This window comes from Paenibacillus aquistagni, assembly GCF_900177815.1.
In the GTDB taxonomy this organism is placed as follows: Bacteria; Bacillota; Bacilli; order Paenibacillales; family Paenibacillaceae; genus Paenibacillus_B; species Paenibacillus_B aquistagni.
Genome location: NZ_FXAZ01000005.1, coordinates 165,666 through 182,676 on the forward strand (window position 1 = coordinate 165,666; position 17,011 = coordinate 182,676).

Sequence of the window (17,011 nt, forward strand, 5' to 3'; positions counted from 1 at the left end):
CTTCCACCTTAGTGTATGTTGTCCTATTGGTCAAATGCAAATATCAAAATGCCATTTATTTGCGCAAAAATGCTGGTTTTACTGAAGCAGGGGCTGTCACGTTGGCCTTATTCATCAGGAGGAATGCTCATTTGGAGGATCTCTTCATTGGATCCACTCATCAGCTGTATTCTTTCTGCTTACCTAACACCCTTTCTGCTTACCGAGCACCGAGCAATGCTTCTTTTAGAATTGCGCTTACCTCTACCTTTATTCGTTCAAATTGATTAAGCGGCAGCGGGTTAACCCCATATCCCACCTCTACAGTGAATCCAGGCCGACGATAAGCTTGTATGAACCAGTCCTTGAAGCCCGCGTCGCTCCCCGAGAGCTTCACTGCTCGGTATCCGCTTGCCCGCTCCAGCCGCTGGGCCCAGTCAAGCGATTCCACTGGCTCATAATCTCGGTAGTTCCAATAGATTTCCTGGCCTTGAGAATGAAAGGACAACGCAAGGTCAAAATAAGGTGCCCGATCGACAAAGTCATACAGCGCAACAGCCTCAGGCTCTGTCAAGGCCGCTTCTCCTCCGTAATTCATGGGGGCAGGTTGAGAGATTGCTCTTCGATCCCGCTCCTCCTCCCAATGCGCAGGGAATTGGTCATTTAGATCAACGCCTCTAATATTTGCCTTCCATAAGCGAAAATCTGTCCCATACCAATTCCAGCTTGATAGTTGCTGCGAATAGGGTCCTTTATCCTGAATCCCCTCTTGCGCAAGCTCCACCCCATCTGGATTCACCATAGGTACAAGCCACAGGGTTGAACGCTCATAAGCCGCATGAGTGTCCCAGCCGCGCCAGCTTCGACAGCTCTCGTAATGCGAGGCATATTCCTCCAAGAAGTCCATAAGAAGCGCCGAGGTTATCCATTCATTTGCATGTACAGCCCCATTGGCGTGCACGCGAAAGGGCCCATTGCCAATGCCGATGGCCATAATAGGCTTGCCAAGCACACTTGTGCCAATCTGCTCCTGCCTCAAAAACGGATAGCGCTCTGTCAGCCCATTGATGTCATTCATCAGCTGTACTGGACCATATTCCGCCTCGCGCCGAACGTCGCACTCATCGGTCCAATAAGGAATAACCAAGCTCTGTCCAGGCGTTAATTGTCTAGGGTTCACGGTAGGATTGGCATTGGCAAGCCACTGTGCCGGCACTCGAAATCTTGAAGCGATCTCATAGAATGTATCCTGCTGCTGCACCACATAAATATTCGGCGGGCGCTGTGGAATATGAATAAGATGACCAGGCATGGCATAGTCATCAGGCCGAATATGAGGGTTTGCCTGTAGTATTGATTGAAGATGAACCCCATAGCGCAGGCATATGCGCAAATACGTATCTCCTTTTTGGATGACATAAGGAATCGTCATGATATAAGCCCTCCCAGCTAGGCATTCGCCGTTCATACCTTTTACCTAACCTATGCACGGATCATTTCCTTCATCACTAGGAAGCTCCTGCTTCAGAACTTCGCTCCAAAATGCCCCTTTACTTGAAAAGCATAGCTCAATTGGGTGAACGTCCAGCATTCGTCACTCCTTTCCTTGTCGGCGTATATATTATCAACAACTGAACCTCTTCGTCTCAAGAACGGTCTCGAACATGACAGGAAGGAGCAAACACTACGATGGATCACTCCTACCGAATTCTCAGCCCACGACTCTTGCTTCGTCCGCTGACCGAGCATGACCTTGAAGTCATTCGTACTTGGCCCAATCATGCTAGCACCCGCATCTGGTTTCATGATTATCAGCCTATTGATATTGACCGAGCAGTAAACGACTATGAGCGTTACCGCTTGAACGAGCGCGATATGATGTTTGTTGCCGTATGGATGGAACAAGAGCTCGCCATCGGCACTGCCTCATTATCTCGGATCGATCTTACGATGCGAACAGCAGAGCTTGGAAAAGTATATATCGGCAGCCCAGAAGCTCAAGGCCTATCCTTCGGAGAAGAAATGGTCAGCGCCCTGACCGCTTTTGGAATCGGAACGCTAGGTCTTAAGCAGCTTGAGCTGTATGTGAAGGTAACCAATACGAGAGCAATACGCGTCTATATGAACTGCGGCTATGTGCATGATCGCTCGTATCGACATCATCGGGTAAAGGGAGCAACCTCCTCACTTATACGAATGGTGTACACGGTTCCTCGCAAACGCAGCATTGATGCGTCGGAATCTCAAGGATGATGAGAAGTGAAGCTCGGATTCCACCATACTTAAAAGGTCATGCTCTAAGACGAGCAGCACCTGACGAAGCTTCGAGATGGGTCGGTATCACGGGTTGTCAGTACCGCCAATACAGCCATTGATGACAGTCTGCAATCCATGTGAATTCTATATATGGTGCGAAACAGGAAATGATAAAGCCCCCCTGACCGATAAACGATTCAGGAGGGCTTTCGTCTTTTTTATATAGATGATCGAAATAATAGCCGTTACGTAATATGCGGGACTTGCCAGATTACAGGCACATCTTGGAGCTGGTCATTCAACCATTCTTTTGCAATTTGCTGGAAGATAACCGGGTCCCCACTGCAGAAGAATTGATGGACAGGCATCTCATCTTTCGTAGACAGCTGATTTTTGTCCTGCAATATCGTACTGATCTCTCTTGCTGTTTCCTCTGCAGAATTGATCAGTTCCACACCTGCTCCCATCACTTCTTGGATGGGCTCTGTCAGGAACGGATAATGCGTACATCCAAGCACCAGTGTATCGATAGGTGTTGCCCGCAGCGATTCCAAGGATTCTCGCACAACATCCCACGTATGCTCTGAGCGGAACAAGCCCTTCTCCACAAGTGGAACAAAGCGCGGACAAGCGTGACTAACAACTTCCACATGAGGCGATAATCTGCGAAGCGCTTGATCATAGGCGCCGCTCTGCACGGTGCCGATCGTTCCGATTACACCAATGTACCCAGAACGTGTCGCCGTTATCGCTGCGCGTGCACCAGGATGAATCACTCCGACAACCGGGATCGGCACTCGCGAACGAATATCTTCCAGGGCCACCGCTGTAGCTGTATTACACGCGATAACAATCATCTTAGGCTGATATTGAATTAAATAATCGACGATCTGTCTCGTAAAGGCACGGACTTCTTCTGGCTGACGTGGTCCATATGGCGAACGAGCCGTATCTCCAAAGTATATGACCTTCTCCCGAGGGAGCTGGCGCATGACCTCCTTCACAACGGTCAGACCGCCAACACCGGAATCAAGCATTGCGATAGCTTGCTGCACGAAAACACCGCTTCCTTCATCTCATGTTTGACTGACTATGATCATTCATGATCCATTTTTATGCCACGAATACTACCGTATTTGATACGATATGAGTCATGAATAAAAAAAGTACCTTGATCATCTTAACTTATATCTACGGTGGGTTCAAGCAGCAGACCCGAAACGATTAAGCTCTAAATCCCTCATCCTTCCAGAAACTTTTTTGGGCATCTGTCAGTATTACGTTTATTGAAAACAATTCAGATGATATCCTTTGGAAAGGAATGGCACTATGCAGAAACGCTCTACTAAACACTCTGATTATAAGCCAAGTACGTTATACCCTCCGCGTAGGTTTGCTCATCAAAAAAAGAAGAGACACAAGCAGGAGCGCGCTGAGGTCGTGCAGCACGATATACAAGCCCAAAAATCGAAGTCATTCAGCCATGCTGAGGAACAAGAGCAGCCTGCTGTCAGGAAACAAAGAAGCGCATGGCACTCCTTTCTTCAATTGGCTTCTGCTCTTATGCTCCTTGGCATTACGATCGGGATCGGCTGGCTGCTCTTTACTCCTGCCGGAGAAGCCTATCGTTCACGTACAGCGGATCAATTGATCGGCACGCCGAATCAGCAATGGGCCAAGTTCCTGATTGGTGCAACCGAGACAGAGCGGCGGATTAAGCTGTTCAACAGCAGGATGGACTCCAGCCTGACGGAATAGCGCAGTATGTAAACTCTGTCATGCTTGTTTCCACACTTGGAAAGAGCAAGCGATGACAGAGTGGATATGCAGAAGACGCGTCAAATCTGGAAGCTGCTGTCGCGATCATCGGAAGCATCCTCACAGGATCCTTCCCCTCTCTCTGCTGCCTCTATCACTTCTGCGACCTCGATGCCTTCTAGAACGGTATCTTCATCCTCTTGCACATCCACAAGCTGAAGGCTTGAGACTTGTGCAAGCTCTTCTTCTCGACCTGCACGCAGGCTTTGCAGACGCTGTCTCCATTCGGATGTCTTCTCCTTGGCTGTCTCCACAAGACCAGCTGTACGCTCGCTCACTTGCTTTACAACTTCCTGTGCTTTCTCTGAAGCCTGTTTCGTGCCTGCTGCAATATCATGCCGAAGCTCTCGTCCGGCCTTCGGTGCCAGCAACAGTGCGGTAATTCCACCTGCAATCGTTCCAACAAGCGCACCAATTAGAAATGACTGCTGATTCTTAGATGCCATCTTCGTATCCTCCTCTACTCACATTCAAGTTGATCTTGCATCATCATGACGATCGTAGTGCTGACTAAGTATGGTCTTCTGGTGACTCGGCATAGCGGCTGCGACGCTTCTGAATATCTTTCCAGATCGCAAGGGTCAGCTCCAACCATTGCAGCGTCTCTTGAATACGATGCTCATTGGCTCGATGTGCGGATTCGACCGCATCTTCAGTACGCTTAGACCACTTCGAGATACGCAAATTCCACTGCTCGGCAAGTTCACGCACCTGTACAGCAGTATCCTTCCATTGAGCAAGCTCGCCTGCTGCATCTTCAGCTTTCTTCAGCGCTTCATCGCTTCGGCGGGTAAAGTCTTGAAGCTGCTGAACCAACAGAAGGATTTCTTGTTCAAGCAGGAACAACGTCTTTTCACTCTTTCGCATCAGTCTCATTGCGCGAATAACAGCAGCTATGAGAACCAAGCTGAGGACGACCCATGCGCCGGCGGCCACCGCAGCACTCCATTCCAGCATCCCATTCACCTCGCTATATGCATTGATCAGGACGAATGCCCATGTCGTACTGTCAGTATAAGGAGATTGGGCTTGTCTTGACACTCCTAGAGGCTGTACTTTTTTTATGGACAGCCTCTAAGCCGTTCCCCCATGAAGTCTGTCTACCTTAATTCAAGCAACTTTGACATTGTTGAACGCTGAAGCGGGCAGCCAAGCGGCAGGGACCTAAAAGCTTTGTTCATATGCTCTGCTGGGTTTTCCCCATATACTTCGGATGCTCCAAACACAATCAAAAGGAGCCGAAGAATCGGCTCCTTTTGATCACGATATTGGGTATTTGTCATAGGGTATTTGTCCGTTAGCATGGGTACATCTAGACTTCTTCTTTGCCAGCGGGCGCAATTCGATACGTACAGCGTCTGCCCTGCTTCGCCAAGCATTCGGTGCGTTCCACATCGGCTTGAAGCAATTGCTTGAACAGCGCCAGTTCACAAGCGCAAGGCGCCTCGTATCGATCAGCAACCTGCGCGATGGGACAATTATATTCATGAAGCAGCCAACTGCCATCCTGCTGTTGTTGTGTCTCAACCATATATCCGTTGGAATCTTGAATATTGCTAAGCTCTTGAACTCGCTCGTCTAAGCTCTTGTCCGCCATATGCGGCATATACTTGTTCAAGAGGGTCTCTTGTCTGCCAGCGAATAATTGTCCGATCTGACTATTGCCGCTAGAAGCCTTATCCTCCTTAGAGGGCCACTTCTCTACTTCCTTCAGCAGATCGAGCACAAGCTGATGATACTGCTTCGGAAAGCGCTCATCTCCTAACGAAGATAGATGATACATCTGCAAAGGCCGCCCCATCGGCTGCCGTACCTGCTCGGTCTCAAGCACCCCTTCTTCTACATATTGAGTAAGGTACCGTCTAACCCCCATCTCTGTCATGCCAAGGCTATCCGCAAGCTGCGCAGCAGACATGGAGCCATTGGTTTTAATAAGATGGAGCAGCATCCCACGCGTAGAAGGCTTTCGTTGTCCTTTCGTCATAGGCCTCACCTGTCAGCGTCAAGATAATACCGTCATTGTATCTTATAATGTCCTTACTGTAAATCAAGCATCCCTAAAATGGAAAGCAAAGCCTCTATAGCTGAAGCTCTTTTACAAGATAATGCTGTACCGAATCTGCAAAGGAACGCAGGATGCTCGGCAGTTCAAGCACACATGGGTGCAGATTGGAGCGCTCCCATTCGGTATACTGCTGGACGATAGGCTTGCGCAGCTGCACCAGCGCGACAAGCTTCTTATGAAGCAGAGCGTCCAGCACTCCCTCCTGAGCGATGATATCCATGATATCTTCATAGCTGCTTGCATCTCGCATAATGAAGCCATCGATTAATAGACTGCCTACGTCTGTCACTATTTCGATCGACAATTGGATTGCTCTCTCTTGGGCAAGATGCATCAGTACACTATGGTCCCACTTCTGTTCTATTTGTTCAACTCCTTCGATGAGAGAAGGAATCTGTTGAAGTCGTTCATTGATTTGCTGTTGATCTACATAATACATAGAGAAGCCTCCTTTGGCGTCTGATCATTCTAGCATAACGGAAATAAACAAGAAAAGATATCCATCGAGTTAAAAAGATAAACCGCTTACACAATTAGGAGATAGACACGAAAGAAGAGGCTCTCATAATCGAAAGCCTCCTCATCATCCTGTAAGCCGGATTCCTTTATTCCACAACGAGAACAGACTTCATCGTGTCATGGCCTGTTCCGCACATAATCGAACAGTAAATGACATACTCGCCAGGCTTATCAAACGTTATCTGCTGCTCTTTGTGTTCATTGGTCAGGTTAATGTTCAATTCCTTAATCTCAGCGCCGTGAACACCAGACTTGTTCTCAAGCTTCAACAAGACAGGTTCGCCTGCTTTGACCTTATATTCAGCTTGATCAAAGGTAAAGTCGTTTGAAGCGATCATCTTCACAACTTGAACGCCTTCTGGCGCCGCTTCCTCTACCGGAGGCTTCGGCATGTTGAACAGCATGAGACCTGCAGCAAGCACACACGCAATGCCGAAGAAGACGACCATTGCCCATTTTTGCATAATTGTCCTACGCCCCTTTGTCTATTACATTCGTCACTACTCCCTATTATAAAATGAACGATAGATTCTACAACCCAAAGTTTTACTTTTAAGTTCCATTTTTTTCATTTGTGACAAAATGTTGAACAACCATTTTTACAGACAATGGGAGCGAGTACAGCTTAGTTTTTCTTGTCCTTGTCGTCTATCTTGCCTTCGATCTGCTGATCTTCCTTCTGCTTTAAAATATATATGATTCGCTTGACCTGCGAAGGCAGCGGCAGACCGAGTCGGCCGTAGTTCTCCGTAATGCTGATCAACTCATTAGCTAAATAGAAGCTGATGGCTCCGTCTTTGATCCATGTTGTACCAAAGACAACATCCATATGGTGCGCAAGCGTAATCACCAAGAGCATGAGCGCCTTTTTTGCTAATCCCCAGAATCCGGCCATGCTGTGCAAGCCTTTCCCTTCTTTTAAAGAAGCAGCAATGCCTGAGACATAATCAACAGCAATCGTCACAAGAAACAGCGTTAGCAAATGGCTCCACTCCCCAAATAGAAAAGTAAGAACAATGCCGCATGCTCCACAGATGGTATTAATAAGTTGAAGATTCAAGCTTCCACCTCCATGCTAGCCAGATATTGCAGTGTATGACCGTCTTGTCCATCCTGACACGGCAAAAAGACCTCTTGTTAGACGCTTTTGTTGTTCAAAAGCATCCCAAAGAGGTCTTACATGGAGGATCTATAATGAAATGGGGTCACATTATAGCTTTGGCAAAGGTTTCTTCGCTTTTTTTACTTATTTGAAGAACTGCGGCAAATAACTCTTATTGGCCTCCAGCATCTCATCAAGCAGCTTCTCCGCCACATCAACAGAAGGCACCAGCGGATGGTGTACCATCGCTTGCAGCGCAATGCCGCGATCTCCTGTAATTGCAGCTTCAATCGTAAGCTCTTCATACACCTTAACGGCATGCAGAAGTCCTTTAACATGGTTTGGCACATGCTGCGGCGGAAGCGGAATCGGTCCTTGTGCGGTTACGACACAATTCACTTCAATGCTCGCGTCCTGAGGCAGGAAGTCATAAATATTGCCGTTCATTACATTCAGCGTCTGGATATCACGAGTGTCATTATAGATCGACGTCATCAGCTTCACTGCCGCCTCAGAATAATAAGCGCCTCCACGCTGCTCGAGCTGCTTCGGCTTCACCTTCAAGTTGACGTCTTGATACAGCTCAAACAATTCCTTCTCTACACGGCTCACCACATCTGCACGCGTGCCATTTTTCTCCAACGCTTCCTTCATCTCTGCAAACATTACATCTGTCATGTAGAAGTACTTCAAATAATACGTCGGAATGGAGCGCAAGGATTGCAGAAATGGAACACTCCAGCCAAAGGTTGGCACATTCTTTGCCGTGTACGTCGTTCCGCCATCCAAGAGCTCATCTAGCTTTTCTTCGCCTTTTACAAGTGCGGAAGTCACCCAGTGAAGATGGTTGATCCCAACGAATTCCGGCAATACATCCTGCTCGCTTACATCATACTGCTGTGCCAGGAACTTCTGGAAGTTGATTGGCGAGTTGCACAGGCCGATCGACTTCACCTTGCTGTGCTTCGCTACCGCTTCCGTGACAATCCCTGCAGGGTTCGTGAAGTTCAGAAGCCATGCGTTTGGCGCGAGCTCTTCGATGTCCTTGCAGATATCGAGAATGATCGGAACGGTGCGCAGCGCCTTGAACATTCCTCCTGGGCCAGTCGTCTCTTGACCAATCACGCCATGTTGAATCGGAATATGCTCATCGCGCTTGCGTGCTTCTAAGAGCCCCACTCGAATCTGGGTTGTAACAAAGTCTGCGCCTGCAATTGCTTCTCTGCGATTCAGTGTCAGATTCACCTGCATAGGCAGCCCTGCCTCTTCCACCATGCGCTTCGCCAGATTACCTACAATCTCGAGCTTATGCTTGCCTTCTTCGATGTCAACCAGCCACAGCTCACGAATCGGCATCTGATCATAGTGCTTAATAAAGCCTTCTACAATCTCAGGTGTGTACGAGGAACCTCCGCCGATTACGGCAATTTTCAAGCCTTGTTGTTGTGTCATATGAATCTCCTCCATCCATAAATGATCCTTCGTTGTCGTGTATAGGTTGATAAATTAAGATAACCGCTTTAACTTATACCGTCAAAGACTTAAGCTTGGCTTCTACTGCCGCATCCAGCTTGATACCGTCCATATCGAGCGCGCTGAGAATAGCGCCAGCTACAGGATCGGATTGAAGCTGAACACAGCGGGCACGCGGTGCCTCTTGCTTCACGACACGCTCAATCGCATCGGTAAGATGATCCGTCGTCCCTTTATTTAATACGCTGCCGATATACACGACATCAAACGATTGCTCTGTCATGCTTAAGCGGCGGATGAGCGCTGTTACCGCATTCCCCATCTCTTTGCCTTCTTGCTCTAAGATCGCAATTGCAACCTGATCTCCTTGCTCTGCCGCGGCAAAGAGCGTCTTCACCAAGTCACTAGGGATGTCTCGCCTCTCATAGAGAACATCCTCATAGGCTTCTTCGACGGAGCTCGCTTCCATATGCTTGAGCACCAAATCCGTTAAGAGCGTCTTCGGTCCACGTTCATCCCAAGCTCGGATCATTGCTCGAAAAGCAAGGGTAGATAAGCCTGAGCCGCCTGCGAACCCGTCTCCATACTTAAAGCCGAAGCCGCCATACTGCAACTCTTCTCCCTCTAAGTTGCGTGCTGCGCTGTTGAACCCGTTTCCACAAATAATTGCTGCGCCATTGAATTGATTCGTTCCTGCCCGCATGCCGATTATGGTGTCACATGTAATGTAATGCCTCTTGAAGCCAAGCGATGCGATCATGGGCCGTAGGATCTCATAATCCGGCTCTCGATCCGCTCCCGCAAGCCCGAAATAGGCAACCGTTATATCATCGTGCGAGAGATTCGCCTCCTTCAAAGCATCGTCGCAGGCTTGTCGGATATTGTTCTCGGCCCTCTCTTTGCCGAGCTGGTGATTCCCATTGCCTGAGATACCTTTGCCGAGAATACGGCCTTCGATATCTGTGATGACGGCATGGGTCTTACTCCCGCCTGCATCTACACCCAAGTAGATACTCATATATTTATCGCTCCTTATCGTATAATTGCATACAACCATGAATGCCCATGCTATTCCATTCTGTTGAAGACCTATTCCCTATTCGTACATCGTGCAAGTTGACTGAGGTTGATATTCCTTCGATACCTTATGTCTTAAAGATACAACGAACAGGGCTGCAGCTACTACTGCAATTTGCGTGTTGGATGATACTATCTTACTGTTTTTGCAGGATAGATAGATAAAATAGTTCATTAGTCCTTCATTCGATATTCACTTGGAGACACCCCTACATACTGCTTAAAAAGACGGTTGAAGTTTGACAAATTCCGGAAGCCGCATTGGTCTGCAATCATGATGATCTTATCATTACTCTTATCCAATAGATGTATCGCGGCCGTCAAACGCAGTTGGATCAAATAATTCAGAGGCGATGTGCCAACGGCTTGCGTAAACAAGGTGCTGAACCTCGAAGGGCTTAGATGCGCAAGATCTGCCAGTTCCTGCAGCGTCCAAGGATAGGCGAGACTCGTCTCCATCGTATGAATGACTTCCTTCAGCACATGCATATTCCGCTGCTTAAGCAAATTATGCGTCGGATTCGGAAGCATCAAGTGACGATTGGTCAGCGCAAGAAACCGAACCAAATCAGATCGTATGATCGATAGATAGGAGTCCTGCTTCGCCTCAAACTCTTTCATCATGCGGACAAACAGCTTACGAAGCTCTTCATGGACGCCATGCTCTCGACTTACTAAATTCGAGAACGATTCCCCCATCTCTCGAAACGGACGCATCAGCTCAGGATCATAGCGTAGATCAACTGCCAGAATCGAAGGGTCAAACATTAAAATATCCATGACCAAATTATCCGACTCAAATGCACGATGGAGATCATCGCTATTGATGAGAATAAGATCCCCTTCTTGAAATTCCAGCTTATGTCCATTGATTAGATAGAATCCTGATCCCTGCCTGATATGATTGACCTCAAGTGCATCATGCCAATGAAGCCGCTCAAAGCCGGGATTAACCCCTACACTCGATGAGATGACGAGTGGGAATGAGGGGTGTTCAAATGAAATATTGTCTCTAGATATCATTTGTGGCTTGTCCATGACGATTGACTCCTTTGTGCTTGAGCTATTCATGCTGCATTAGCAAACGTACCTGTTCATAAAATTTAGTTCTATTATATAAATAATCGAATGAGTGTGTCGAAGCTTAAGATGCGTCTACTAATGCTATTTATTCGATCTATCCTCCCCCCTAATAATAAAAACAGTCCGTAAGGAGAAGAGGTTGCTCTTTCCTACGAACTGTTTCGTTAAAATTTTACATAAAATGCCTTCATCAAAGAGATTTCAGCCCTTTTATTACTGTACGAACTGAACGTCATAGCCTTTTTCCTTCAAAAGGTCCACGACCATGCCTTTAACCACATAATGGGCGGAGCCTACAACCACAAAAGAAGTGTGCTTGCCTTCTTGTTCAAGCAGCTCAGCAAGCTTCTTCGCCATATTTTTATCCCGCTCGCCAATCAAACGCTGATTCGTCTCGCCAGATGCAAATTGCTCATCTGCCGACAGAAGTTCCGCCAAGCCTTCACGGTCCCCTTTTACCCAGTAGAGCTGCATTTGCTTCAGATAGTCCGCTGCTTTTTGATTGCCATCCTCAGACAGAATCGCGTCCAACAGCGTATTCAGCTCCGCCTCCTGCTCGCTCGCAGGCACGTCCGCGAATAGATCTGCTTGAAGCTTAATGCTCTCAAGCTCGTTGATCGGCTTGCCAGACAGCATTGCTTTTGTAATAAAATAACTGTCAATGCCTGTATTGCTTGCAATCAATTGCTCTTCAGGAGCTTCGTAGTAGGATAAGGTAGACAGGCTCGTTGTAATCGCAAATGGCTTGTAGCCATCAAAGGTGCCAGCTGGCATTCCCATCTTCTCAAGCGCCTTCTCGAGCTTCTTATAGGTATCCTCAGATACATGGTCCTTCAATGTCGTGCCATCGTCATACACCATTTTGCTTGCAAAATAGCTCATGTCGCTATTCACAATGTCAACTTCCACCCACAGATCCTCTGAGGCTTGGAAAGCATCGCGAATGCTCTTCTCCATTGGATACATGTCTGTAATGCCAAGGTGAACGGAGCCGAGCAGATACAATGTATTCTCGCCATTTGTAACCTTCCACATCAAGCCCTTAGCCCCTGCGCCTGCTGTATCATAAGCATATTCAACCAAGCGGCTTGCCATAACAGCAGCTTGCTCTACTGTGCTAGGCTTATTCAGCTCAAGGCCAGCTTTTGTGCCCTTCACAATTCCTTTGGCAGACATATAGTCCACTGGCTGTTGATCTGCCAGACCGAATGATGCAGGCAGCTTATAGTTAGCCAGCAGGGTATGTAAGGAAGTAATGACGGTCTCTCTTGTAATCACTTGATCTGTCTTGAAGGAAAGCGCCGCATCCTTCTTGTCAAAGCCAAGCTGATCGAGCTTCTCGCCTGTCGACTTCATTAAGGATTGGAATTTCTCAGCGGTGATCGCTCCTTGGAACGATCCATCATAATACCAGTTGAGCGGATAGATTCCGTACTTTTCACCTTCATTTAGAGTTTCGATGGACCATGAGCTTATGGACGGGGTTCCAGACGGAGCCTCTGCATGGACTGGAAATACATAACCTAGCAGCAGCGTTAAGCTTAACAGCCCAGTAGAAGCGATTCGTCCAAGTTTTCCCCAATGCTTGTTCACTTGCACTACAATTACCCCTCTCTATTCTATGATATGGAGCAGTATTCAACTGCCTACAGTAGTAGATTATACCACTGAAAATTAATGATTGTTCATTTATTCACTATTTGTATTTATATACACAAAGTTTGCACCTTTTAATGATTTCATTTGACGACTTCTACACGCATACAAAAACGCAGCCGAAGAGCAGGCTGCGTGATGGCTTGATCGATTGTAACGCGCGGCTTAACGTTGTGATTGCTCCCAGCGTTGAACCTCTTCTCGAACCCGCGGCGCTACTTCTGTTCCGAAGAGTCGAATGGCGTCCATTACATCTTGATGAGGCATGGTGCCATGCGGCATATGTAAAAAGAATCTTGTGACACCTACATGCTTGCGAAGGTGAATGATCTTCTTCGCAACGGTATCCGGGTCGCCGACATACAGCGCTCCCTCGAAGCTGCAGGCTTCATCATAGTTGGCGCGCGTATAAGGAGTCGTTCCCTTCTCCAATGCCCTCACATTAGTTCTGGCAAAGGTTGATGGGAAGAAGGTCTCGATCGCTTCTTCTTGGCTCTTGGCAACAAAGCCATGCGAGTGCGACGCGATCGGCAGCTTCGATACGTCAAAGCCAGCTTCAGCAGCTGCCTGCTTGTATAAATGAACCTGCTCCGCATAATCTAGCGGCTGCACAGCTCCAATGATAGCAAGCACAAATGGAAGCCCAAGCTTCCCAGCGCGAACCGCAGATTCCAGACTGCCTGCGCTTCCGATCCATACCGGCAGCTGCTCTTGAACAGGTCGAGGGTAGATGCCCAGCTCATGAATCGCAGATCGATGCTTGCCGTTCCATGACACGATCTCCGATTGCTGAATGCGAAGCAAGAGGTCAAGCTTTTCCTCAAACAGCTCTTCATAATCGTTCAAGTCATAACCAAACAACGGAAAGGATTCGAGAAAGGAGCCTCGACCTACCATAATTTCTGCCCGTCCATTGGACAAGCCGTCAAGCGTTGCAAAATCTTGAAACACACGTACCGGGTCCGCTGATGACAGAATCATCACTGCGCTGGTCAAGCGAATCCGGGTTGTCTGAGAAGCTGCCGCAGCCAATACGACAGCTGGGGAAGAAGCTGCATAATCATGACGATGATGCTCGCCCACTCCATATACATCTAATCCTACCTGATCCGCAAGAACAATCTCCTCTACCACTTCGCGCAGGCGCTCCGCATGGCTTATCGTGTTCCCGGTCGCTGCATCAGGTGTTGTCTCGACAAACGTGCTTATTCCTAGTTCCACTATCCAATTCCTCTTTTCTGTACTTGATGTTCATCTCTCATGTGTACGATCATTCTTATTCACCTTGCTTTCTGAAATTCCTTGATACATTTCAGAAAGCAAGGTGAAGGCACCATGACATTGTACCATGGATTATGCCATAATCTTGGACATTGTCGAGACTGGTTGAAAATGGATGCTGGAATATGAAAAATAACATAGACATTTAGGCAAAGCGGGAAAACCAGACTTAGGCGCAGATGGAATAATGAAGCAGGCTATTGCTCTAGATGGTCCAGCTTCTCGTTTGAAGGAGGCATTTTCACAAAATAAAGGTACAGAGCAAAGCATGAGAGTACATGTGCATGCAGAATAAGGATAATCTGCTTTTATGCATCTCTAACTGTGCAAGAAGGACCTCTTGAAATTTCTTCTCAGGAGGTCCTTCTATTGGAATATGCCCCCGTGAAGGCTGTTATGCCAATGAGGCATGTAGACTAGGCTTGAACGTGCTTGCCAGATTGCGAACAATTCCGTCATAAAGCCCTGCCATCGTGCAGCTATGTTCTTCGCATATACGCCCTCACCGTTAGCGGTGCGAAGACGGCCACGACGATAAGCGCGCCAACAAGCGAATAGACAAGATGGCTGCCTGCCGTACCCTGATTGGCCAATTCACGCACTGCCGACACGAGGTGCGAGATCGGGTTCATGTTGACAAACCACTGCAGCCAGCTCGGCATCGTATCCACTGGTACGAAAGCATTGGATAAAAACGTAAGCGGGAACAGCACAATCATGGAGATCCCCTGCACGCTTGATGCTGTTCTTGCGATGACGCCAAAAAAGGCAAAAATCCAGCTTATTGCCCACGAGCACACAATGACAAGCACGCCTGCAAGTGCGACATATCCAACTCCCCCTCCAGGCTCGTATCCCATCAGATAACCCATAGCAAAGGTGAGCATTGTTGCAATGGCATAACGAATCGTATCTGCAAGCAAGGCTCCGGCTAGTGGAGCGATTCGAGCAATGGGCAGCGATTTGAATCGATCGAATACGCCCTTATCCATATCCTCTCTTAGTTGGACTCCTGTAACGATAGAGGTCGTAATCACCGTCTGCACCAGAATGCCGGGTATAATGACGGGCAAATAACTTGCAACATCGCCGGAAATGGCACCGCCAAAGATGTACGTAAACATTAAAGTAAAGAGAATAGGCTGCAAAGTGACATCAAATAATTGTTCAGGGGTGCGTTTGATCTTTAGCAGTCCCCGATAAGCCATCGTTAAGGAATGGCGCACCGATTGAACAAAGCTCGTATGATTCTTGAGCGGTTGCATATGGCTGCTTCCTGCATATGAACGGGTCATGCTCTTGCCTCCTTCGCTACAGACAGGTCGACGCGCTCGCCATCTGGCTTCTCTTCCTTCGGCGCATGGCCGGTAATAGTCAGGAATACTTCGTCCAGCGTTGGCTTCTGCACACTGATCTCAGCCAGATGAATCCCTTCTGCTCGAAGCGCAATCAACAGGTCCGTCACAAGGTCCACATCTGCCATCGGCGCTGTAATTCGGCCTGCTTCTGCCGACACATTAGAGTGCACCTTAAGCACCTGATCTACGATCCTGCGGGCATGGCTAATATCGTCTGCGCCCTGAACATTCAAGTGGAGAGAGGAGGTGCCAACGGAAGCCTTCAATTCATCTGCGGTCCCCTCCGCCACAACTTGACCTCGATCAATAACCGCGATCCGATCCGCAAGCTGGTCCGCTTCATCTAGATACTGCGTTGTTAGCAATACTGTTGAGCCGGTATGAACCAGCCTTCTAATCGTATCCCACATCTGCGTACGCGTCCTTGGATCAAGACCTGTCGTCGGCTCATCCAAGAAGATGAGCGGCGGCTTGGCAATGAGGCTCGCAGCAAGATCAAGCCGACGGCGCATGCCTCCTGAAAACTGCTTCAATGGGCGCTTTGCTGCTTCGGTCAAGCCAAATTCCTCAAGCAGCTCAGCAGCCTTCCGCTTCGCTTCTTGGCGCCCTATTCCAAGCAGTCTCGAGAAGATTACAAGATTCTCTGTTGCACTAAGCGACTCATCCACAGAAGCATATTGTCCTGTAACGCCAATCAACTGGCGAACAATCGCAGCTTCATTCACAACATCATAACCAAATATACGCGCAGTCCCAGCATCCTGTCGAAGCAGGGTCGCAAGCATGCGGATCGTGGTCGTCTTCCCCGCCCCATTGGGACCAAGCACACCGTATATCGAGCCTGTCTTCACCTTCAGGTCCACGCCATTGACCGCATACTGATCCCCGAATCGCTTAACCAAGCCTTGAGCTTCTACTGCCCACTCGCTTGATCGATTCAACCTTTTCATCATGGGATGATTCACGTTCATTTCCTCCTAACGCCTTCATCTGTTATATGAAGCGGCATATTGATCCTTTTCGTTTGATGACTGTATTTATCTTAGAAAAAACAACCTCACCACAACACCACCTATGGAATGGTTTATCCGTCAGACTCTGGTAGGAGATGCATTCATGTTCAAAGCGGATAGACAGATGCGAACTGCTAAGCTTATATCAATTAAAACGATTCTGACCCTTACGCTGCTTGTTTGCCTTCTCAAATACTGATTATGATACTAAGCCAAAATTAAAACTGAGCCATCATTAAATTTTTAACTTCTAAACTTTTATAATATTCCCTTTACGGTATATTCCCTATATGGTATATTCAGTTCAGAAAATGATTTTGCTGATATGAGG

At 47.9% G+C, this 17,011-nt stretch carries 17 protein-coding genes; 2 read left to right on the forward strand and 15 right to left on the reverse strand.

Annotated features, from left to right (window positions below; all coding sequences use genetic code 11):
* Positions 1-199: 199 nt before the first annotated feature.
* Positions 200-1,411 carry a M14 family zinc carboxypeptidase gene (locus B9Y93_RS17315; RefSeq protein ID WP_085496390.1) on the reverse strand — a complete coding sequence of 404 codons (1,212 nt, stop codon included), beginning with the start codon at positions 1,409-1,411 and terminating at the stop codon, positions 200-202.
* A gap of 257 nt (positions 1,412-1,668) precedes the next feature.
* Here B9Y93_RS17315 and B9Y93_RS17320 point away from each other — a divergent pair, with 257 nt between their 5' ends.
* Positions 1,669-2,232 carry a GNAT family N-acetyltransferase gene (locus B9Y93_RS17320; RefSeq protein ID WP_085496392.1) on the forward strand — a complete coding sequence of 188 codons (564 nt, stop codon included), beginning with the start codon at positions 1,669-1,671 and terminating at the stop codon, positions 2,230-2,232.
* A 248-nt stretch (positions 2,233-2,480) separates the two neighbouring features.
* Here B9Y93_RS17320 and racE read toward each other — a convergent pair whose 3' ends face one another.
* The gene (gene racE / locus B9Y93_RS17325) at positions 2,481-3,290 is read right to left on the reverse strand and encodes a glutamate racemase (protein WP_085496394.1); all 810 of its coding nucleotides are present in this window, start codon (positions 3,288-3,290) and stop codon (positions 2,481-2,483) included.
* 385 nt (positions 3,291-3,675) lie between these two features.
* On the opposite strand from racE, the gene B9Y93_RS17330 reads away from it, so the two are divergent.
* Positions 3,676-3,993, forward strand: a complete 318-nt coding sequence (locus B9Y93_RS17330) for a hypothetical protein (protein WP_085496396.1) — start codon at positions 3,676-3,678, stop codon at positions 3,991-3,993.
* An 80-nt stretch (positions 3,994-4,073) separates the two neighbouring features.
* Here B9Y93_RS17330 and B9Y93_RS17335 read toward each other — a convergent pair whose 3' ends face one another.
* The 13 genes from B9Y93_RS17335 to B9Y93_RS17400 form a co-directional block, all read right to left on the reverse strand.
* A complete protein-coding gene (locus tag B9Y93_RS17335; protein ID WP_085496398.1) occupies positions 4,074-4,499 on the reverse strand; it encodes a YtxH domain-containing protein in 426 nt (141 codons plus the stop codon).
* A gap of 64 nt (positions 4,500-4,563) precedes the next feature.
* Positions 4,564-5,010, reverse strand: coding sequence for a hypothetical protein (locus tag B9Y93_RS17340; RefSeq protein WP_088549549.1), 447 nt, complete (start codon positions 5,008-5,010; stop codon positions 4,564-4,566).
* Positions 5,011-5,365: 355 nt separating this feature from the next.
* The gene (locus tag B9Y93_RS17350) at positions 5,366-6,037 is read right to left on the reverse strand and encodes a helix-turn-helix transcriptional regulator (RefSeq protein WP_085496404.1); all 672 of its coding nucleotides are present in this window, start codon (positions 6,035-6,037) and stop codon (positions 5,366-5,368) included.
* Positions 6,038-6,131: 94 nt separating this feature from the next.
* Positions 6,132-6,557 (reverse strand): DUF86 domain-containing protein, encoded by a 426-nt coding sequence (locus B9Y93_RS17355; protein WP_085496406.1) that lies wholly within the window; start codon positions 6,555-6,557, stop codon positions 6,132-6,134.
* 166 nt (positions 6,558-6,723) lie between these two features.
* A complete protein-coding gene (locus tag B9Y93_RS17360; RefSeq protein ID WP_085496408.1) occupies positions 6,724-7,101 on the reverse strand; it encodes a cupredoxin domain-containing protein in 378 nt (125 codons plus the stop codon).
* Between the two features lie 161 nt (positions 7,102-7,262).
* Positions 7,263-7,697, reverse strand: a complete 435-nt coding sequence (locus B9Y93_RS17365) for a phage holin family protein (protein ID WP_085496410.1) — start codon at positions 7,695-7,697, stop codon at positions 7,263-7,265.
* Positions 7,698-7,883: 186 nt separating this feature from the next.
* The gene (locus tag B9Y93_RS17370) at positions 7,884-9,191 is read right to left on the reverse strand and encodes a 6-phospho-beta-glucosidase (protein ID WP_085496412.1); all 1,308 of its coding nucleotides are present in this window, start codon (positions 9,189-9,191) and stop codon (positions 7,884-7,886) included.
* A gap of 73 nt (positions 9,192-9,264) precedes the next feature.
* Complete coding sequence (locus B9Y93_RS17375) at positions 9,265-10,230, reverse strand: N-acetylglucosamine kinase (RefSeq protein WP_085496414.1); 966 nt, start codon at positions 10,228-10,230, stop codon at positions 9,265-9,267.
* A gap of 233 nt (positions 10,231-10,463) precedes the next feature.
* Positions 10,464-11,327: an AraC family transcriptional regulator gene (locus B9Y93_RS17380; protein WP_085496416.1), complete on the reverse strand. Its 864-nt coding sequence runs from the start codon at positions 11,325-11,327 to the stop codon at positions 10,464-10,466.
* Between the two features lie 258 nt (positions 11,328-11,585).
* Positions 11,586-12,971 carry a TraB/GumN family protein gene (locus tag B9Y93_RS17385; RefSeq protein ID WP_085496417.1) on the reverse strand — a complete coding sequence of 462 codons (1,386 nt, stop codon included), beginning with the start codon at positions 12,969-12,971 and terminating at the stop codon, positions 11,586-11,588.
* Positions 12,972-13,193: 222 nt separating this feature from the next.
* Positions 13,194-14,249: an LLM class flavin-dependent oxidoreductase gene (locus B9Y93_RS17390; protein WP_085496419.1), complete on the reverse strand. Its 1,056-nt coding sequence runs from the start codon at positions 14,247-14,249 to the stop codon at positions 13,194-13,196.
* A gap of 539 nt (positions 14,250-14,788) precedes the next feature.
* Positions 14,789-15,604, reverse strand: a complete 816-nt coding sequence (locus B9Y93_RS17395; protein WP_085496421.1) for an ABC transporter permease — start codon at positions 15,602-15,604, stop codon at positions 14,789-14,791.
* The gene (locus tag B9Y93_RS17400) at positions 15,601-16,620 is read right to left on the reverse strand and encodes an ATP-binding cassette domain-containing protein (RefSeq protein WP_425320356.1); all 1,020 of its coding nucleotides are present in this window, start codon (positions 16,618-16,620) and stop codon (positions 15,601-15,603) included. The genes B9Y93_RS17395 and B9Y93_RS17400 overlap by 4 nt, the downstream gene beginning before the upstream one ends.
* Positions 16,621-17,011: the final 391 nt, after the last annotated feature.